14 protein-coding genes and 4 pseudogenes are annotated in these 17,799 nt (G+C 73.0%); 6 read left to right on the top strand and 12 right to left on the bottom strand.

Annotated elements, in window-relative coordinates:
• Window positions 1-93 precede the first annotated feature (93 nt).
• Both QUE47_RS13020 and QUE47_RS13015 read left to right on the top strand, forming a co-directional pair.
• Window positions 94-1,038: an aminoglycoside phosphotransferase family protein gene (locus tag QUE47_RS13020; RefSeq protein ID WP_286217643.1), complete on the top strand. Its 945-nt coding sequence runs from the start codon at window positions 94-96 to the stop codon at window positions 1,036-1,038.
• Window positions 1,039-1,115: 77 nt separating this feature from the next.
• On the top strand, window positions 1,116-1,571 hold the full coding sequence (locus QUE47_RS13015) for a DUF1801 domain-containing protein (RefSeq protein ID WP_286217642.1): 456 nt from the start codon (window positions 1,116-1,118) through the stop codon (window positions 1,569-1,571).
• Between the two features lie 118 nt (window positions 1,572-1,689).
• On the opposite strand, the pseudogene acnA reads toward QUE47_RS13015, so the two are convergent.
• From acnA to QUE47_RS13000, 4 genes and pseudogenes are all read right to left on the bottom strand, one after another.
• Window positions 1,690-4,463 (bottom strand): annotated as a pseudogene (acnA, locus tag QUE47_RS13010) (aconitate hydratase AcnA).
• A gap of 234 nt (window positions 4,464-4,697) precedes the next feature.
• Complete coding sequence (locus QUE47_RS16945; protein ID WP_350227752.1) at window positions 4,698-5,342, bottom strand: class I SAM-dependent RNA methyltransferase; 645 nt, start codon at window positions 5,340-5,342, stop codon at window positions 4,698-4,700.
• A 266-nt stretch (window positions 5,343-5,608) separates the two neighbouring features.
• Complete coding sequence (locus tag QUE47_RS16940; RefSeq protein WP_350227751.1) at window positions 5,609-6,076, bottom strand: TRAM domain-containing protein; 468 nt, start codon at window positions 6,074-6,076, stop codon at window positions 5,609-5,611.
• A gap of 160 nt (window positions 6,077-6,236) precedes the next feature.
• A pseudogene (locus QUE47_RS13000) lies at window positions 6,237-8,183 on the bottom strand (APC family permease); the annotation flags it as partial.
• A 92-nt stretch (window positions 8,184-8,275) separates the two neighbouring features.
• Between QUE47_RS13000 and QUE47_RS12995 the strand changes: the two are divergent.
• A pseudogene (locus QUE47_RS12995) lies at window positions 8,276-8,925 on the top strand (potassium channel family protein).
• A pseudogene (locus tag QUE47_RS12990) lies at window positions 8,925-9,587 on the top strand (potassium channel family protein); the annotation flags it as partial. The pseudogenes QUE47_RS12995 and QUE47_RS12990, both read left to right, overlap by 1 nt.
• A gap of 348 nt (window positions 9,588-9,935) precedes the next feature.
• On the opposite strand, the gene QUE47_RS12985 reads toward QUE47_RS12990, so the two are convergent.
• The 4 genes from QUE47_RS12985 to dut form a co-directional block, all read right to left on the bottom strand.
• The gene (locus tag QUE47_RS12985) at window positions 9,936-10,733 is read right to left on the bottom strand and encodes a DUF3159 domain-containing protein (protein WP_286217641.1); all 798 of its coding nucleotides are present in this window, start codon (window positions 10,731-10,733) and stop codon (window positions 9,936-9,938) included.
• A 74-nt stretch (window positions 10,734-10,807) separates the two neighbouring features.
• Window positions 10,808-11,194, bottom strand: a complete 387-nt coding sequence (locus QUE47_RS12980; RefSeq protein WP_286217640.1) for an OB-fold nucleic acid binding domain-containing protein — start codon at window positions 11,192-11,194, stop codon at window positions 10,808-10,810.
• Entirely contained in the window at window positions 11,191-11,997 is an 807-nt protein-coding gene (locus tag QUE47_RS12975) for a DUF3710 domain-containing protein (protein WP_286217639.1), read from the bottom strand. Before QUE47_RS12975 ends, QUE47_RS12980 begins: the two co-directional genes overlap by 4 nt.
• Window positions 11,998-12,106: 109 nt before the next feature.
• A complete protein-coding gene (dut, locus tag QUE47_RS12970; RefSeq protein ID WP_286217638.1) occupies window positions 12,107-12,574 on the bottom strand; it encodes a dUTP diphosphatase in 468 nt (155 codons plus the stop codon).
• Between the two features lie 99 nt (window positions 12,575-12,673).
• Between dut and QUE47_RS12965 the strand changes: the two genes are divergently transcribed.
• Window positions 12,674-13,201 carry a DUF3093 domain-containing protein gene (locus QUE47_RS12965; protein ID WP_286217637.1) on the top strand — a complete coding sequence of 176 codons (528 nt, stop codon included), beginning with the start codon at window positions 12,674-12,676 and terminating at the stop codon, window positions 13,199-13,201.
• A 3-nt stretch (window positions 13,202-13,204) separates the two neighbouring features.
• Here the strand turns inward: QUE47_RS12965 and QUE47_RS12960 are convergent, their stop codons facing one another.
• The 3 genes from QUE47_RS12960 to QUE47_RS12950 all read right to left on the bottom strand — a co-directional run bounded on the left by QUE47_RS12960 (window position 13,205) and on the right by QUE47_RS12950 (window position 15,372).
• On the bottom strand, window positions 13,205-13,504 hold the full coding sequence (locus QUE47_RS12960; protein ID WP_286217636.1) for a DUF4193 domain-containing protein: 300 nt from the start codon (window positions 13,502-13,504) through the stop codon (window positions 13,205-13,207).
• Between the two features lie 222 nt (window positions 13,505-13,726).
• Complete coding sequence (locus QUE47_RS12955; protein WP_350227565.1) at window positions 13,727-14,602, bottom strand: inositol monophosphatase family protein; 876 nt, start codon at window positions 14,600-14,602, stop codon at window positions 13,727-13,729.
• A 32-nt stretch (window positions 14,603-14,634) separates the two neighbouring features.
• Window positions 14,635-15,372 (bottom strand): trimeric intracellular cation channel family protein, encoded by a 738-nt coding sequence (locus QUE47_RS12950; protein WP_286217635.1) that lies wholly within the window; start codon window positions 15,370-15,372, stop codon window positions 14,635-14,637.
• A gap of 331 nt (window positions 15,373-15,703) precedes the next feature.
• Here QUE47_RS12950 and sepH point away from each other — a divergent pair, with 331 nt between their 5' ends.
• Window positions 15,704-16,972, top strand: coding sequence for a septation protein SepH (gene sepH, locus QUE47_RS12945; RefSeq protein WP_286217634.1), 1,269 nt, complete (start codon window positions 15,704-15,706; stop codon window positions 16,970-16,972).
• A gap of 145 nt (window positions 16,973-17,117) precedes the next feature.
• Here the strand turns inward: sepH and QUE47_RS12940 are convergent, their stop codons facing one another.
• Window positions 17,118-17,762 carry a thymidine kinase gene (locus QUE47_RS12940; RefSeq protein WP_286217631.1) on the bottom strand — a complete coding sequence of 215 codons (645 nt, stop codon included), beginning with the start codon at window positions 17,760-17,762 and terminating at the stop codon, window positions 17,118-17,120.
• Window positions 17,763-17,799 lie beyond the last annotated feature (37 nt).

Raw genomic sequence — 17,799 nt, 5'->3', positions numbered from 1 at the left:
CCCCGCCGTCGTCGCGGAGGCCCCCGGTGCGCTGGCCCGCTACGGACGTGACCCGCGCGCCCCGGCACGCTCTCCGGTCGTAGGCTCTCGGACGTGCCCGACTCCCCCGCCGCCGAGGTCGCGGTCACGACCGAGCTGGTCCGAGACCTCCTGCGGGCCCAGCACCCCGACCAGGCCGGTCTGCCGCTGCGGGTCGTCACGAACGGCTGGGACAACGTGGTCCTGCGCCTGGGCGACGACCTCGCCGTCCGCGCGCCCAGGCGCGCCCTCGCCGCACCCCTGGTGCTCCACGAGCAGCGGTGGCTCCCCACGCTGGCCCAGCACCTGCCCGTCCCGGTGCCCGCGCCCGTCCGCGTCGGCACCCCGACCGCCGCGTACCCGTGGTCGTGGAGCGTCGTCCCGTGGTTCGAGGGGCAGGCGGCGATCGAGGTGGCCCCGCACGACCGACGTGGCGTGGCGGTCGACCTCGCGCGGTTCGTCGGCGCCCTGCACCGGCTCGCGCCACAGGACGCTCCCCGCAACCCGTACCGCGGCGTCCCGCTCGCCGACCGGGACGCGGACGTGCGCGGCCGGCTGGCCGGCCTGCACGACGCCCTCTCGGCGAGGCCTCGGGACACCGACGCCCCTGGCCTACCGGACCTCACGGAGCGCGAGCTGCGTGACGTCGAGGACCTCTGGGGCGAGGCCGTGCGCACCGACCCGTGGGACGGCGAGCCGGTGTGGCTCCACGGCGACCTGCACCCCGGCAACCTGATCCTCGACCACCCAGGCCGGCTCGCGGCGGTGATCGACTTCGGCGACCTCACGTCGGGCGACCCCGCGACCGACCTCGGGACCGCGTGGCTCACGTTCGACGACGTCGGACGGCGGGAGTTCCGCCAGGCGCTCGGGGTCGAGCGCTCCCCGGACGACGCGACCTGGCTCCGTGCCCGCGGGTGGGCCGTCGTCCTGGGTTCGGCTCTCCTCGCGCACTCGGACGACACCCCGGCGCACCGCGAGGTCGGGCTGCACGCGCTGCGGTCCGTGCTCTCGGACTGAGCGGACGACGGGCGGGCGGCAGGTTCCCGTGCCACGACCTGCAGGCCCGGAGCCGGTCCGCGCGACTACGGTGACGTATGGCCTACGAACAGAAGACGCGCCCCACCGACGCGGACGTCGACGCGTTCGTCGACGCCGTCGAGAGCCCGACCCGACGGCGCGACGCCCGCACACTGCTCGACCTCTTCGGCCGCGTGACCGGCCTCGAGCCGGTGATGTGGGGACCGTCGATCATCGGCTACGGGACCCACCACTACCGCTACGCGACCGGGCACGAGGGCGACATGTGCGCCGCCGGCTTCTCGCCCCGCAAGGCCGCCACCGTGGTCTACCTCTACGGCAGCGATGCCGACCCCGAGCTCCTCGACCGCCTCGGTCCGCACCGCCGCGGCGTCGGCTGCCTGTACGTCACGAACCTCGCCAAGGTCGACATGGACGTCCTGGAACAGCTGGTGCGCGACTCGTACGAGGCGCTGGCGGCGAGCCCCACCGAGCAGGGCGGGACGAGCGGCACGACAGGTGGCGCTGCCTGACCTCGCTCGGGTCTGTCGATCCTGACGACCAGCGGCACGACGACGGCGGGGCGCCCACCCGAAGGTGAGCGCCCCGCCGTCGTGCCTCAGTGTGCGTGCCGGGAGGCCCGGCCGCGGGTCACGCGCTGACGAGCGACCGCAGCACGTACTGGAGGATCCCGCCGTTGCGGTAGTAGTCCGCCTCGCCCGGGGTGTCGATGCGCACGACGGCGTCGAACTCGACCGTCGAACCGTCACCCTTGGTCGCGGTGACCTTGACGGTGGACGGCGTCGCGCCGTCGTTCAGCGCGGTCACGCCGGCGACGTCGAACGTCTCGGTGCCGTCGAGCCCGAGCGAGTCGGCCGACTCGCCCGCGGGGAACTGCAGCGGCAGGACGCCCATGCCGATGAGGTTGGAGCGGTGGATCCGCTCGAAGCTCTCGGTGATGACCGCCCGGACACCCAGGAGCGCCGTGCCCTTGGCCGCCCAGTCGCGCGACGAACCGGAGCCGTACTCCTTGCCGCCGAGCACGACCAGCGGCGTGCCCTGCGCGGCGTAGTCCTGCGCAGCGTCGTAGATCGTGTCCTGCGCGTCCTTCACGAAGTTGAAGGTGTACCCGCCCTCGACGCCGGCGCCGTCGTTCTGGTCGGCGAGGAGCTGGTTGCGGAGACGGATGTTCGCGAACGTGCCACGGATCATGACCTCGTGGTTCCCGCGGCGCGAGCCGTAGGAGTTGAAGTCGCGACGCTCGATGCCGTGCTCCGCGAGGTAGACGCCCGCCGGGCTGTCCGCCTTGATCGCGCCGGCCGGCGAGATGTGGTCGGTCGTGACCGAGTCACCGAGCTTGGCGAGCACGCGAGCGCCGGAGATGTCGGAGACGGGCTCCGGCTCGGCACCCATGCCCTCGAAGTACGGGGGCTTGCGCACGTAGGTGGACTCGTCGTCCCACGCGAACGTCGAGCCCTCGGGGGTCTCGAGCGCGCGCCAGCGGTCGTCGCCGGTGAAGACGTCGGCGTAGTCCTTGGTGAACATCGCGCGGTCGATGGTCGCGTCGATCGTGTCCTGGACCTCCTGGGGCGTGGGCCACAGGTCCTTGAGGAAGATCGGCGAGCCGTCCTCGGCGCGACCCAGCGGGTCGTGGTCGAAGTCGAACTCCATGGTCCCGGCGAGCGCGTACGCGATGACGAGCGGCGGGGAGGCCAGGTAGTTCATCTTCACGTCGGGGTTGATGCGGCCCTCGAAGTTGCGGTTCCCGGACAGCACGGAGACGACGGCGAGGTCGTTGGCCTGGACGGCCTCCGAGATCTTCTCGTCGAGCGGGCCCGAGTTGCCGATGCACGTGGCGCAGCCGTAGCCGACGAGGTGGAAGCCGAGCTTCTCGAGGTAGGGCCAGAGGCCCGCCTTCTCGTAGTAGTTCGTCACGACCTGCGAGCCCGGCGCCATCGACGTCTTGACCCACGGCTTCGCGGAGATGCCGGCCTCGACGGCCTTCTTCGCGAGGAGCGCAGCACCGATCATCACGGACGGGTTCGACGTGTTGGTGCACGACGTGATCGACGCGATCGCGACGGCGCCGTGGAAGAGGTCGAACTCCTTGCCCTCGGAGTCGGTGACCGCGACCGTGCGCCGCACCTGCTCGTGCGTCGAGGGCGCGTCGGAGGCCGGGAAGGACTCCTTCTCGGACTCGTCGACGGTGTCGATGACGTCGGAGGCGTAGTTGGGCAGGTCGCGGGAGAACGCCGACTTCGCGTTCGACAGCTCGATGCGGTCCTGGGGGCGCTTCGGGCCGGCGATCGACGGGACGACCGACGAGAGGTCGAGCTCGAGGTACTCGGAGAACACGGGTTCGACGTACGAGTCGGCCGAGGGGTCGAGCCAGAGGCCCTGCTCCTTGGCGTACGCCTCGACGAGAGCGGTCTGCTCCTCGGAGCGACCGGTCAGGCGCAGGTAGTCCATCGTGACCTCGTCGATCGGGAAGATCGCGGCGGTCGAGCCGAACTCGGGGCTCATGTTGCCGATCGTGGCGCGGTTCGCGAGCGGCACCGACGCGACGCCGTCCCCGTAGAACTCGACGAACTTGCCGACGACGCCGTGCGAACGGAGCTGCTGCGTGATGGTGAGCACCACGTCGGTGGCGGTGACGCCGGCCGGGATGTCGCCGGTGAGCTTGAACCCGACGACGCGCGGGATCAGCATCGACACGGGCTGGCCGAGCATGGCCGCCTCGGCCTCGATGCCGCCGACGCCCCAGCCCAGGACGCCGAGGCCGTTGACCATCGTCGTGTGCGAGTCGGTGCCGACGCAGGTGTCGGGGTAGGCGCGGAGAACTCCGTCCACCTCGCGGGTCATGACCGTGCGCGCCAGGTACTCGATGTTGACCTGGTGGACGATCCCGGTGCCCGGGGGACGACCTTGAAGTCGTCGAACGCCGTCTGGCCCCAGCGCAGGAACTGGTAGCGCTCGTGGTTGCGCTGGTACTCGAACTCGACGTTGCGCTCGAACGCGTCGCGGCGGCCGGCGACGTCGATCTGCACGGAGTGGTCGATGACCATCTCGGCCGGGGCGAGCGGGTTGATGCGCTCGGGGTCGCCGCCGAGCTCGGCGACGGCCTCACGCATGGTCGCGAGGTCGACGACGCAGGGGACGCCGGTGAAGTCCTGCATGATCACGCGGGCGGGCGTGAACTGGATCTCGGTGTCGGGCTGGGCGTCCGGGTCCCACGACGCGAGCGCGCGGACGTGGTCGGCGGTGATGTTCGCGCCGTCCTCGGTCCGCAGCAGGTTCTCGGCGAGGACCTTGAGGCTGTACGGGAGACGCGCGGTCCCCTCGACGGCGGAGAGGCGGAAGATCTCGTACGAGTTCTCCCCGACCTCGAGTGTTCCCTTCGAGCCGAACGTGTCGACGCTGCTCACGGTGTCTCCTTCACTCCTGTTGGCGCAGGCTGTGGGGTGGGCTGCACCACCCGCTGCGACGGTCCGGCTCTCGTCGGTGCCGCGACGGCGGTGCAGATGTGCGGAGGGTTCGACGGCGGATCGCACCGGCATGCGTGGCGGTTCCCGCCGACCCCTTCGTCCTGGGTCGAGCATACCCCATATATCTTGACGTCAAGATACTTAGGTGTCCCTGACTTCCCCCACGTCCCGACCTCAGCGCTCCAGGACGGCCACGCACTCCACGTGGTGCGTCATCGGGAAGAGGTCGAACGCCCGCACGCTCGCGAGCCCGTAACCGCGCGCGCCGAAGTACTTCACGTCGCGCGCCAGCGCTGCCGGGTCGCACGCGACGTAGACCACCCGACGAGGCGCGAGCGCAGCGATCCCCGCGACGACCTTCTTGCCCGCACCCGCCCGCGGCGGGTCCAGGACGACAACGTCCGCCCCGGACGACGCCGCGTGCTCACCCCGGGCGAGCACGCTCGCCACCGAGCCGTGGTGCAGCTCGACACGATCCAGACCGTGGGCGTTGCGGCGCGCGTTGCGCACGGCGCCCTCGTCCCCCTCGATCGCGACGACACGGCCGGACTCCCCGACGGCGTGGGCCAACGGCGACGTGAAGAGCCCCGCCCCCGAGTACAGGTCGAGGACGGTCGCGCCGTCGAGGTCACCGGCCGCGTCGAGCACGGCGCCCGCGAGCAGCCCCGGCGCCTCCCTGTGCACCTGCCAGAACCCCTGGGCGGCGACGCGGTAGGCATGGGTACGACCGCCCGCGGCGACGTGCTCGGTGACCGAGCGCCGGGCGTTCGGCCGCTTGTCCGGCCCGCCCCGCCACGGCACCCCGTCCACCAGCAGCATCGGCACGGGCTCCGGCGCGTCGTCCCGGGGCGCCGGGGCGACGAGGTCGAGAACCGTCCCCGGTCGCCAGGTCCGGGCGAAGACACCCTCGGCGGCCGCGAGTGCCGCCACCTGCTCGCTCGCGAGCGGCATGTCGCGGAGCGCGACGACGTCGTGCGAACGGTGCCGGCGCATCCCGGCCCGCCCTGCGTCGTCCGCCACCAGCTCGATCCTGGTCCGGTACCCGAGGCCGCCGCGCGCGTCGTCGCCGGGAGCCGGCTCGACCGTCACGTCGGCGACCCCGCCGTCGACGTCGTCCTGTCCGCCGAGGCGGACGAGCTGCTCGCGGACGACGCTCGCCTTCCAGCGGCGCTGCGCGTCGAGAGCGACGTGCGCGAGCTCTCCCCGCCGACCCCGCCGGGACCCGCGGCGGGCCAGGCCGAGGCCACACGGTCGGGCGACGCCTCGAGCACATCGACGGCGTCCGCACGCCAGAACTTCGCCTCCGGTGCGGCGTCGGTGAGCCGGGCCCGGACCTGCTCGCCGGGCAGCGTGTGGTGCACGAACACGACACGCCCCTCGTGGCGGGCGACGCAGTGGCCGCCGTGGGCGACCCGCTCGATCACCAGCTCGACCTCCTGGCCGACGCCGGCCCGCCCCTCCTGCTCGGCCGCCTGCTCGTTCTCCGGCGTGGCGGGGTCGGTCTCGCTCGGGGTGGCCGTGGGGTCGGTGGGCGCGGTCGCGTCGGTGGGCATGCGACCAGTATCCCTGCCGCGCCCCTGTCGATTTCGCAGCGGCGTCCGCCTGGGCGACCCGGCAGGGCCGGCTAGCGGCCGGCCGGCCGTCAGCCGGACGTCGGGGGCCGGACGACGGCCCGCGGGACCCCAGACCGTCCGGGTCCGCGTCGCTCGTCACGGACGACGAGAGCTGCCACGGGACCGAGGCCACGACGACGCCCGGCGTGAACAGCAGCCGGCCCTTGAGCCGCAGCGCGCTCTGGTTGTGCAGCAGCTGCTCCCACCAGTGCCCGACGACGTACTCGGGGATGTAGACGACCACCAGGTCGCGGGGGCTCTCGCGGCGGATCGACCGGACGTACGCGAGCGTGGGCCGGGCGATCTCGCGGAACGGCGAGTCGAGCACCCGCAGCGGCACCGGGATGTCCAACGCGTCCCACTGGGCCGTCAGCTCCTCGACGTCGGCCCGGTCGATCCCGACGGTCACGCCCTCGAGGACCGACGGCCGCGACGCCCGGGCGTACGCGAGCGCCCGCATCGTCGGCTTGTGCAGCCGCGAGACCAGGACGATCGCGTGCACGCGGGACGGCAGCGCGCGGGCACCGCCGACGTCGTCGCCGAGCGCGAGCTCGTCCCGGACGGAGTCGTAGTGCCGGTGGATCGCCTGCATGATGACGAAGACGCCGATCATCGCGAGGATCGCGATCCAGGCGCCGTGGGTGAACTTGGTGACGAGCACGATGACGAGCACCGTCCCCGTCATCGCCAGGCCGAACGCGTTGACGACGCGCGAACGCTTCATGCGGGACCGTTCGTGCGGGTCCACGGCGGTGCGCAGCGCGCGGTTCCAGTGCTTGACCATCCCGAGCTGGGACAGCGTGAACGACACGAACACGCCCACGATGTAGAGCTGGATCAGCCGGGTGACCTGCGCGTCGAACGCGACGATCAGCACGATCGCCCCGAGGGCCAGGGTCACGATCCCGTTCGAGAACGCGAGCCGGTCGCCGCGGTTCTGCAGCTGCCGGGGCAGGTACCCGTCCTTGGCGAGGATCGAGCCCAGCACCGGGAACCCGTTGAAGGCAGTGTTGGCGGCGAGCACCAGGATCACGCCGGTGATCGCGGAGACGAAGAAGAACGCCGGCGAGAAGCCGTCGAACACGGTCTCGGAGAGCTGGCTGATCACCGGGTGCTGCACGTAGTCGACCGGCAGGGGCTGCCCGTCGTCCGTGAGCTGGAGGTGCGGGTCCTCCGCGTAGTGGACGCCCGTCGCCTGCGCGAGGAACAGGATCGACATCAGCATGGTCGCGGAGATGAGGCCCAGCAGGCCGAGCGTCGTCGCGGCGTTGCGGGACTTCGGCTTCTTGAAAGCCGGGACGCCGTTGCTGATCGCCTCCACCCCGGTGAGCGCGGCGCAGCCGGACGCGAACGCGCGGGCGATGAGGAAGGCGCCGGCGATCCCCGTGAGCCCCTCGTCGAACCCGGGCTCGGCGATCAGCTGGAACCCGGCGCTCTCGGACTCACCGAGGTTGCCGCCGAGGTAGCGGAAGAACCCGACGAGTGCCGTGGCGCCGATCGCGAACATGAAGAGGTACACCGGGATCGCGAAGAACCGACCGGACTCCCGGACCCCGCGCAGGTTCACCACCATGAGGAAGGTGACGACGAGCACCGCGACCAGCGTCTCGTGACCGCGGAGCAACGGGATGGCGGACGCGGCGTACTGGGCACCGGAGCTGATGGAGACGGCGACCGTGAGCACGTAGTCGACCAGCAGCGCCGAGGCCACACCGACCCCGGCGTTGGGCCCGAGGTTGACGGTGGCGACCTCGTAGTCCCCGCCGCCGGAGGGGTACGCGCGCACGTTCTGGCGGTACGACGTGACGACCGTGAGCAGGACGACGACGACGACCAACCCCACCCACGGGGACACCATGACCGCCGAGAGCCCGGCCAGGGAGAGCGTCAGGAGGATCTCGTCCGGGGCGTAGGCGACCGAGGAGAGCGCGTCGGAGGCGAACACCGGAAGCGCCGTCCGCTTCGGCAGGAGCGTGTGCCCGAGGTTGTCGCTGCGCATGGGCCGCCCCAGGAGGAGCCGCTTGGCAGAGTCCGCGATGTCCGACACGAGGCCCCATGCTATGCCGGGCCCGACGAGTGCGCCGTCCCCGGGGAGAGGTCGCCGAATGGGTATAGCGTCGGCACGTGCACTTCGTGATCATGGGCTGCGGCCGTGTCGGCGCGACCCTCGCGGCGTCGCTCGAGCGGCGTGGCCACTCGGTGGCCGTCGTCGACCAGAACCCGGACGCGTTCCGTCGGCTCTCGTCGGAGTTCGCGGGCAAGAAGGTCAAGGGCGTCGGCTTCGACAGGGACACCCTCGAGCAGGCCGGCATCCAGGACGCCTACGCGTTCGCCGCCGTCTCCGACGGCGACAACTCGAACATCCTCGCGGCCCGCGTGGTGCGCGAGACGTACGGGGTCGACCAGGTCGTCGCCCGCATCTACGACCCTCGCCGTGCCGAGATCTACGAGCGGCTCGGCATCCCGACCGTCGCGACGGTGCGCTGGACCTCCGACCAGGTCCTGCGCAGGATGCTCCCCTCGGCGCCACCGACGAGTACCGCGACCCCTCCGGGAAGGTCCGGCTGGCGCAGGTCGACCTCCACCCGGACTGGATCGGGCGCAGCGTCCGCGCCATCGAGGCCGCGGCACGCACGAAGATCGCCTTCGTCACCCGGTTCGGGGAGGGCATGGTGCCGAGCGCCGCCACCCTCCTGCAGGAGAACGACATCGTCCACGTCCTCATGGGCGTCGACGAGTCCGAGGCGGTCGAGCGTGCGCTCACCCGCGCCCCCAAGGAGGACGACTGATGCGCGTGGTCATCGCCGGTGCCGGGTCGGTCGGCAGGTCGATCGCCCGGGAGCTCCTCGCCCACGACCACGACGTCGTGCTCATCGACAAGTCCCCCGGCGCGATGCGCGTCGCCCAGGTCGCCGAGGCCGAGTGGATCCTCGCGGACGCCTGCGAGATCTCGTCGCTCGCCGACGCCGAGGTCGAGTCGTGCGACGTCATCGTCGCGGCGACCGGCGACGACAAGGTGAACCTCGTCGTCTCCCTGCTCGCCAAGACCGAGTTCGGCGTGCCCCGCACGGTCGCACGGGTGAACAACCCCGCGAACGAGTGGATGTTCGACGAGTCCTGGGGCGTCGACGTCGCCGTCTCGACCCCGCGCATCATGACGTCGATGGTCGAGGAGGCGGTCGCGGTCGGCGACCTCGTCCGGATCTTCACGTTCCACCAGTCCGGGGCCGACATCCTCGAGCTCACCCTGCCCGACGACTCGCCGCTCATCGGCGCCCGCGTCGGCGCTGTGCCGTGGCCGCTCGACACGGTGCTCGCCGCCGTCGTCCGCGGCGCCCTGCCGTTCGCCCCCACCGTCGACGACACGCTCGAGGCCGGGGATGAGCTGCTGATCGTCGCCGGACGGGAGGTCGACGAGGAGGCGCTCCAGTCGCTCCTCGTCTCGGCGCCACCCGAGGACCCGGGAACGGGCCAGGTCGACGTGGTGGACGTGACGGCGATCGACGAGTCCGACCTCGGGCCCGGAGCGGACGCCGACGGCCCGGAGGAGGTGGTCGCGGCCGACGAGGCCGACGCCACCGCTGACGCTGAGGACGAGGCGGGCGTCGGGGACGACGAGCCCCTCGGGGGCGACGTGGCCGAGGAACAGGATCCGGGCGCTGCGAGCCCTGGGGACTCCGCGCCGTCCGGCGGTCCCGATGCTCCCGAGGCGTCCGATGCTCCCGAGGGCGAACGCTCCGAGGCGAGCCCCGCCGTCCGGCACGCCGGGGACGCCCCGCCGCCCCTGACGGACGACCGGTCAACGACTCCCGGCGACGCGTGACCGCGGCTTGACCAGGATCCACACGATCCAGAGGGTCAGCGCGAAGAGCGGCAGGCCCATGACGAGACGGGCCGTCCCGAGCCAGCCGACCTGGTCGGCGAGGTAGAGCGGCACCTGGACGACCAGCCGCAGCGCGAACATCGCCACGAGCACCCACGTCGCGGTCGCGTAGCGGCGCACCAGGACCGCGTCGTCGCGCCACCGGCTCCAGCCGCCGGACGCCGGCCCGTCCTGCGCGTCCTGCACGTGGACGCCGACCCGGTCCGGGTCGCGCCCGTCGCTCGCGACGTCGTCCGCAGGCTCCGTGCCGTGAGCGCTCTCGAGGCCACGCTCGGAGGCGGGGTCGTCCGTGCGCTCCGATGAGTCCTCGGGGGCCGTCGGGCCGAACCCGCCCTTCATCCCCTCGACCGCGAGACCGACGACGGGCCACCGCACGAGCACCGACACGGCCAGCGCGATCAGGTAGGCCGCGTTGGTCCAGAGCCCGTACACGAAGTAGTTGGACGCCTCGCCGGACCTCCAGGCCCAGACGATCCCGATCCCGACGCCCAGCATGCCGCCGAGAGCCTGGGTGATCGGGGTGCGCTGCACGAGGCGCGCGACCACGGCGAGGACCGCGACGGCGGCCGACGAGATCAGCGCGGGCGTGAGCAGCTGGCCGGACGCCACGAAGACGACGACGAAGACGAGCCCGGGCGCGGTCGACTCGACGAGCCCCCGCACTCCCCCGACCGCTGCCGAGAGCGAGAACTCCTCGGAGGTCAGGACCCGCATGCCGGCGGCGTCCCGGGGCAACCGACCGGCGGGCGCGCCTGCGGGCCGAGCGGCGGGTTCGTGCTCGGTGCCGCTCACTCGCCCGGCCGCCCGCGCAGCTCGTACCGCGGGTTGAACATCGTGCGGCGACCGTCCATGTCGCTCACGAGCCCGACGACGCGCACGCGACGCCCTGGCTCGATGCCGACGATGCGCCGGCGCCCGAGCCACACGAGGTCGATCGCGCCGGTCCCGTCGTACAGCTCGGCCTCGACCGTGGGCACGCCCTCGGTGGGGCGCAGGACGACGGAGCGCAGCACGCCGGAGATCGATGCCCGGCAGCGGTTCCCGACCTGGTCTACGGGCGTGCAGCCGGACTGCTTCGCGGCGTCGTCGCGCTCCTCGCCCGCGGCGATCTCCTCCTGCGAGGCGAAGATGCTGCGCCAGGCTCGGCTCCGGACGGTGGTTCCACCGGTGCTCATCGGGTCTCCGTGATCTCCGGGCCGCGCGTGAGCGGGTCGAAGGTCTGCCCGGGGACCTCGGGCTCAGCGCCCTGGGGACCCGCGACCTTGGGCGTGACGCCCTTGCCCGGGAGCGTCAGCTCGAGCAGGTCTCGCGGCGCACGTGCGGCCTCGTCCCGGACCACGACGACGTTGGCGAAGATCGCCTCGACGATGCGGGCCTGCCCACGGTCCACGGCGGCGCGTCCGGTGATGACGCCGCGCAGGAACCAGCGCGGGCCGTCGACGCCGACGAACCTGGCGGGGCGGAACCCCGAGGTGCCGTCCGGTCCCTTGGCGGGCAGCCGCGCGAGCAGCTCGCGGCCGAACGGCCCGGGGATCTCGTCGACCGCGCCGCCCTGGCGGGCGACGGACTGCGCGATCTCGGCCCGGATCTCGTCCCAGATGCCTGCGGTGCGCGGCGCGGCGAACGCCTGGATCTGCAGCGCCGACCCCTGGAAGGTGCACGAGGCGCCGGTCACCTTGCCGCTCTTGCGGTCGGCCTCCATCCGCAGCTCCATGCCGGGCAGGCCGGGGAGCCAGACGGCACCGAGGTCGATGCGGCTGCCGCGACCCTCGACGTCACCGGAGTCGAACGGGCCCCGCTTCTTCGGCGTCGAGTCCTGGGCGGCGTCGCCGCCCGCCTGCGGTTCGCCGCCGCTTGCCGTCGCGCCGGCAGCGGCTGTCGCGTCGGTGTCCGCTGCGTCGGTCCCGGCCTCGGAGCCTGCCGAGGGCTCGGGCTTCGGGGCGGTCGCATCCGTCGCCTTGCGCCGGAACAGTCCCACTGACGATCTCCTCCGTGTCTGTGGCCGCGAGGCTCCGCGGCCGCGCGCCCGCCGGGCGCGCTCGATGTCCAGGGTAGTCCGCCGAGGGGGCGGGTCGGGTCGCGCCGGGTCAGGGAGCCGCGGTGCCGAAGCCGCCGCTCGACCCGAACCCGCCGGATCCGCGGTGCGACCCGGGCAGCGTCTCCGCACGCAGGAACTCGACGCGGGCGACCTCCTGCACGACGAGCTGGGCGATCCTGTCCCCCCGACGCAGCACCACCGGCATCGTCGAGTCCGTGTTGAGCAGGGTCACGCTGATCTCGCCGCGGTACCCGGCGTCGACCGTCCCCGGGGCGTTCACGACGGTGAGCCCGTGCTTGGCGGCCAGCCCGGACCGGGGGTGCACGAACGCCGCGTACCCGTCGGGGAGCGCGATCGCCACCCCGGTCGGCACGGTCGCGCGCTCGCCCGGGGCGAGCTCGACGTCCACGCGGGTGACGAGGTCGGCGCCGGCGTCGCCCGGGTGGGCGTACGCGGGCTCGGGGACGTCGTCGAGCAGCTGGAGCAGGACCTGGGGTCGGGAGCTGTTCTCGGGCACGCACCGAGGGTAGCGGGTCCTCGTGCCCGGGGACCCAGCCGGACCCGGAGCGGCGCACCACCGTCCATGACCTCGGCACGGTCCTGGGATGATGGCCCTATGACGCAGCGAGGGACACCCCGGGACCGTATGCCGGACGACGTCGCCCCGGCGGGAGCACCGGCGAGCGGGACGCCCCGTCACCAGGAACGCCTGCGCCCGGGACCCGGAGTCTTCGCCGCCGCCCTCGGGCTCGGTGTCTTCGTCGCCCTCTCGACGATCCCGCTGGGGACGGTCGTGGCGGGGACGGCGACCGTCCTCGCGATCGTCGCGGCGGCCGCGCTGGTCTGGTGGACGTCGCCGCTCGTCGTCGTCGACGACGAGCTACGCGCGGGTCGCGCCCGGATCCCCGTGGCGCTGCTCGGCGAGAGCCGGGTCCTGCGGGGTGACGAGCTGCGCGAGCAGCTCGGACCCGGGCTCGACGCCCGGGCCTACGTGTGCCTGCGTGCGTGGACGCGCGCGGCGGTGCGGGTCGAGGTCACCGACCCCGCGGACCCGACCCCGTACTGGATCGTGTCGACGCGGCGGCCGGAGGACCTCGTCCGGGCGCTCAGCGGCGGAGCCGCCGAGCGCCCGGTGGCCGACTGAGGGTCAGGCCGCGCACTCGGTGCAGATCGGCTGGCCGTTCTTCTCGCCGGCGAGCTGGCTGCGGTGGTGCACCAGGAAGCAGCTCATGCAGGTGAACTCGTCTGCCTGGCGGGGCAGGACGCGGACGGAGAACTCCTCGCCGGAGAGGTCGGCCCCGGGGAGCTCGAACCCTTCCGCCGCCTCGGTCTCGTCCTCATCGACCACACCCGACGACTTGTCCGAGCGACGGGTCTGGAGCTCCTGGATCGAGTCCTCGCTGATGTCTTCCTCGGTCTTGCGCGGTGCGTCGTAATCAGTTGCCATGCGGGATCCACTCCGTCTATCGCTGGTGTCGCTGTCGTTGCTCTCGTCCACGGCTGACGGTGGACGGATAAGTGTGCTGCGAGGTCTGAGCGGGGCGGTGCGGAGAGCTGCACCGACACGTTCTTGCACCCGGCGCACGGATCATGCATCAGATCCACCGCGAGCGCACCCCCAGAGGACGTGCGATCAGTCACACCGGGGTCGATGAGGTCGCCCGCAGCGTCAGGCGCCCTCGTCGGCGCGGGCCTGTTCGAGGATCCGCGCCAGTGCGTCCACGCTCTCGGCGGGGCCCGCGACCGTCATCCTGGCGTCGGCCGGGCGCTCGCCCAGCCCGCGGACGACGGCGCCCGACTCGGTCGCCACGAGCTCGCCCGCGGCCATGTCCCACGGGTTCAGCCCGCGCTCGTAGTACAGGTCCAGCCGCCCCGAGGCGACGAGGCACAGGTCGATCGCGGCGGAGCCGAGCCGGCGGATGTCCCGGACCTCCGGCAGGACGCGCGTGAGCACCTCGGCCTGGGCAGCGCGCCGGCCGGCGTCGTACCCGAAGCCGGTGCCGACGAGCGACTGTCCCAGCGGCCGCGCCGCGACCGGAGGGATCCGCTGCTCGTCGAGGTACGCGCCGCCGTCGCGCGCTGCGCTCCAGGTCCGGTCGCCCGGGACGTCGTGCACGGCGCCCGCCAGGAGCGTCCACGCGCCGGGCTCCGGCGGGCCGGCGCACACGGCGACCGACACGGCGAAGGGCGCGACGTCGTAGAGGAAGTTGACGGTGCCGTCGACGGGGTCGAGCACCCAGGTGAGGCCCGAGGTGCCTGCGACGGAGGTGCCCTCCTCGCCGAGGATCCCGTCCTGCGGCCTCGCCTGGGCGATCATCCGGTGCAGCAGCGCCTCGCTGTCGGTGTCGGTCCGGGTCACGACGTCCACGTCGGTCGACTTCGTCGCCGCGACCTCGACCGTCCGGGTCCTGGCCTCGCGGACCAGCGCACCTGCCGCCGTGGCGAGGGCCACGGCCAGCTCGCGCAGCTCCTGGGACGACGGCAGATCCGCCGATCCGGTCGCTCCGGTCGCTCCGGTCGCCTCGGCGTCCGTCGGCTCCGCCACGTCTGGGTCCTCCCGCTCTGGTCTGCTCACCCTCACATCCTGCCGGACGACGGCCCGCGCCGACCCGGGCTGCCAGCCCGTCCGCCGGTCCAGGAGGTCGGCGGGCCCGGTGCGGTCCACCCGAGGCGGAGCGCGAGCAGCCGGAGCAGCAGCACGAGCGCGACGATCGCGAGCTGCACCCAGACGCCCAGGATCCCGGCCTCCCAGGCCACCGCCGTGGCCACGGCACCGAGGAGCGCCGGGATGGCGTAGAGCTGGCGGTCCTGCAGGATCAGCGGCACCTCACCCGTGAGGACGTCGCGGAGCGCACCGCCTCCGATGCCCGTGACGAGACCGACGACGACGGAGGGAAGCAGACCGACGCCGAGGTCGAGCGCCTTGGTCGTGCCCACGAGGACGAACAGCGCGAGCGCGCCGGCGTCCAGCACGATGATGCTGCGGCGCATCCGGCCCAGGCGGGGGTGGGCGACGAAGATCAGGAGCCCGGCCGCGAGCGCCGCGGCCATGAGGCGCCAGTCGGCGATCCCCACGGGCGGCGTCGCGCCGATGAGGACGTCGCGCACGAGCCCGCCACCGAGTCCTGTCGCCCAGGCCAGGACGAGGACGCCGAACAGGTCGAAGTTCTTGCGCACCGCCGAGAGCCCACCGGAGAGCGCGGCGCAGAACACCGCGGCGATCTCCAGCGCGTCGTCGAACGGCAACGGCACCGTCGGCGTCCCGGCCTCGGCCACCAGGCCCGCGACGAGGGGCCCGACCATCACGACGTCCACGCCGCCATCATGGCAGCGTCCGGGCCGTGCACGTGCGTGGTGGCCGTGCGTGGGTGGCCGTAGGCGTGCATGGGTGGCCGTAGGCGTGCGCGGGTGACCGTGAACACGTCGAAACTCCGCGGCACACCGAGCGACCTGCCGCACCGGACCCGTCCCGGGTGGCACTCTCGACCATGAGCGACAGACGGGCCGTGGGGTCCGCGAACGCGTCGGAGGGTCGTATGCCACAGCTCGAGCTCGTGAAGCTTCACGAAGACGGTGAGCACGTCGTGCTGTCCGGACCGGGGGCCAGACGTTCACCCTGCCCATCACCGAGGCCCTGCGGGCCGCCGTGCGTCGTGACCGGGCACGCCTGGAGCACTGGCGTGCGGCAGGCACCACCGACCTGTCCCCACGCGAGATCCAGTCCCGTCTGCGGGCCGGGGAACCGGCGCGCGAGGTGGCCGAGGCCGCGGGGGTGCCCGTCGAGCACGTGCGCCGCTACGAGGGGCCGGTCGCAGCCGAGCAGGCCTACGTGATCGGCCGGATGCGCTCGGCGGTGACGCACGACCCCGTCCCGTCGGGCGGGCGCCGGCCGGCGGACCCGCCGACCATCGGCGACCGTGTCACGCAGCGCCTCGCGGTGCGCGGCATCGCCGAGGACGCAGCGGTCTGGACCGCCACCCGGTCGGGGAACGAGCCGTGGAACGTCGCGGTCACCTTCCAGATCGGCGACGACGACCGGCACGCCGGCTGGACGTTCGACCCTCAGTCCCGCGAGCTGCACGCGCAGGACGACGAGGCGCGGTGGCTCACCGAGCCCGACGCCGACGACGCCATGGACGTCTGGGACGCCGCTTCCGGGCGCGACGGCAACCGACCCCCGGCTCCGTCGACCGACGAGTGGCCGGCGCTGTCGGCCGTCACGATCACCGGCACGGCCTCTGACACGTCCCTCTCGTCCGCCGGGGCGACCGACGACGAGGACGCCGACACTCCTCCGGAGGCCGTCGACGCGACGGCCACGATGCTCGACGACCTGCGACGCCGCAGGGGTGTCCGCAAGGAACGCTCCGCAGGGGTCCAGGAGGTCTTCCGAGGCTTCGGTCCCGCCCGGCAGAGCGCCTCACCCGCGAGCGACGCGGAACCGGAGGACCGTTCCCGGACGGCCGACGACGCGAGCCCGGACGACGCTCCCGGCTCACCTGCCCCCGAGGCCCGCGGTCGGCTGCTCCACCTGCCGCGCAGCAAGACCTCGACGAACGGATCGGGTGCTGTCGAGACGGAACCGAGCGCACGACCGGGCGCCCGGTCGGGGACGTCGCCCGCGACGTCCGACACCGCGAAGGAGCCCGCCACAGGGAGCACGGGGAGCACGGCGAGCTCTGGGAGCGCGGCGACCACGTCGCAGGGCGACGCCTCGAAGGGTGGCGCGTCGAAGGGCTCCACGCCGAAGGGCGCACAGGGCGGTCGCGACGACGGCTCGAGCCGTCCGAGCTCGGGGCCACCGCAGCGCAGCGAGCAGAAGTCCGCTCCCGACGGCGACCGCAAGGGTGCCCGCAAGGGCCGGCCGAAGGTGCCGAGCTGGGACGAGATCGTCTTCGGCGCGAAGCACGACTGACCAACACGACTGACCAGCACGACGACGCAGGGACAAGAACGCAGGACGCAGGGCCGACGGCCGGGCACCTGACGCCCGGCCGTCGGCCTCGCCTCGGAGTTCGGCTCTCGCCTCAGCCTTCGGTCCGCGGGTCGGGCTCCTGACCTCAGATCAGCACGGCCCCGTCGCTGGTGCTCGCCCGTGCGGTCGCCTCCGTCATCCGGCGCATGTGGTGGCGTCGGCACAGCACCTCGTACCCGACGCTCGCAGCGCTCCCGGCCGCCCCGGTGTCCCCCACGACGACCTGGGCGCCCTCGACGACCATGCGCCCGTCCACGGTGCGGGCGTTGTGCGTCGCTCGCGCGCCGCACCAGCACAGCGACTGCACCTGGAGCACCTCGACCCGGTCGGCGAGCTCGATGAGCCGTGCCGCGCCGGGGAAGAGCCGGGTGCGGAAGTCCGCGGTGATCCCGAACGCGAAGACGTCGGTCCCGGTCTCGTCGACGAGACGTGCGAGCTGCTCGACCTGCTCCGGGGAGTAGAACTGCGCCTCGTCGCAGACCAGGTAGTCGACCGCCCTGCCGCGGGCGCGGTCGGCGGCGACCTCGTCCCAGAAGTCGGTGTCGTCGCCGACCTCGCGGGCCGCGGACTCGAGCCCGAGCCGCGACGAGATGCGGTCGACGCCGGCGCGGTCGTCGCGGCTGAAGACGATGCCGGTGCGCCCGCGCGCCGCGTGGTTGTGGTCCATCTGGAGCGCGAGCGTCGACTTGCCGCAGTCCATCGTGCCGGAGAAGAAGACGAGCTCGGCCATGGTTCCGTCCGTGTGGGGTCTCGGGTCAGGACTGGGA

This window comes from Paraoerskovia sediminicola (assembly GCF_030296575.1).
GTDB lineage: Bacteria > Actinomycetota > Actinomycetes > Actinomycetales > Cellulomonadaceae > Paraoerskovia > Paraoerskovia sediminicola.
This window is presented reverse-complemented; position numbering and strand designations above follow the sequence as displayed.

Excerpts from the sequence above, each read along its gene's own strand:
- QUE47_RS13015 (WP_286217642.1), top strand. The coding sequence starts at position 1,116 with ATGGCCTACGAACAGAAGACGCGCCCCACCGACGCGGACGTCGACGCG.
- QUE47_RS16945 (WP_350227752.1), bottom strand. The coding sequence starts at position 5,342 with ATGCTGCTGGTGGACGGGGTGCCGTGGCGGGGCGGGCCGGACAAGCGG.
- QUE47_RS16940 (WP_350227751.1), bottom strand. The coding sequence starts at position 6,076 with ATGCCCACCGACGCGACCGCGCCCACCGACCCCACGGCCACCCCGAGC.
- QUE47_RS12985 (WP_286217641.1), bottom strand. The coding sequence starts at position 10,733 with ATGCGGGTCCTGACCTCCGAGGAGTTCTCGCTCTCGGCAGCGGTCGGG.
- QUE47_RS12980 (WP_286217640.1), bottom strand. The coding sequence starts at position 11,194 with ATGAGCACCGGTGGAACCACCGTCCGGAGCCGAGCCTGGCGCAGCATC.
- QUE47_RS12965 (WP_286217637.1), top strand. The coding sequence starts at position 12,674 with ATGACGCAGCGAGGGACACCCCGGGACCGTATGCCGGACGACGTCGCC.
- QUE47_RS12960 (WP_286217636.1), bottom strand. The coding sequence starts at position 13,504 with ATGGCAACTGATTACGACGCACCGCGCAAGACCGAGGAAGACATCAGC.
- QUE47_RS12940 (WP_286217631.1), bottom strand. The coding sequence starts at position 17,762 with ATGGCCGAGCTCGTCTTCTTCTCCGGCACGATGGACTGCGGCAAGTCG.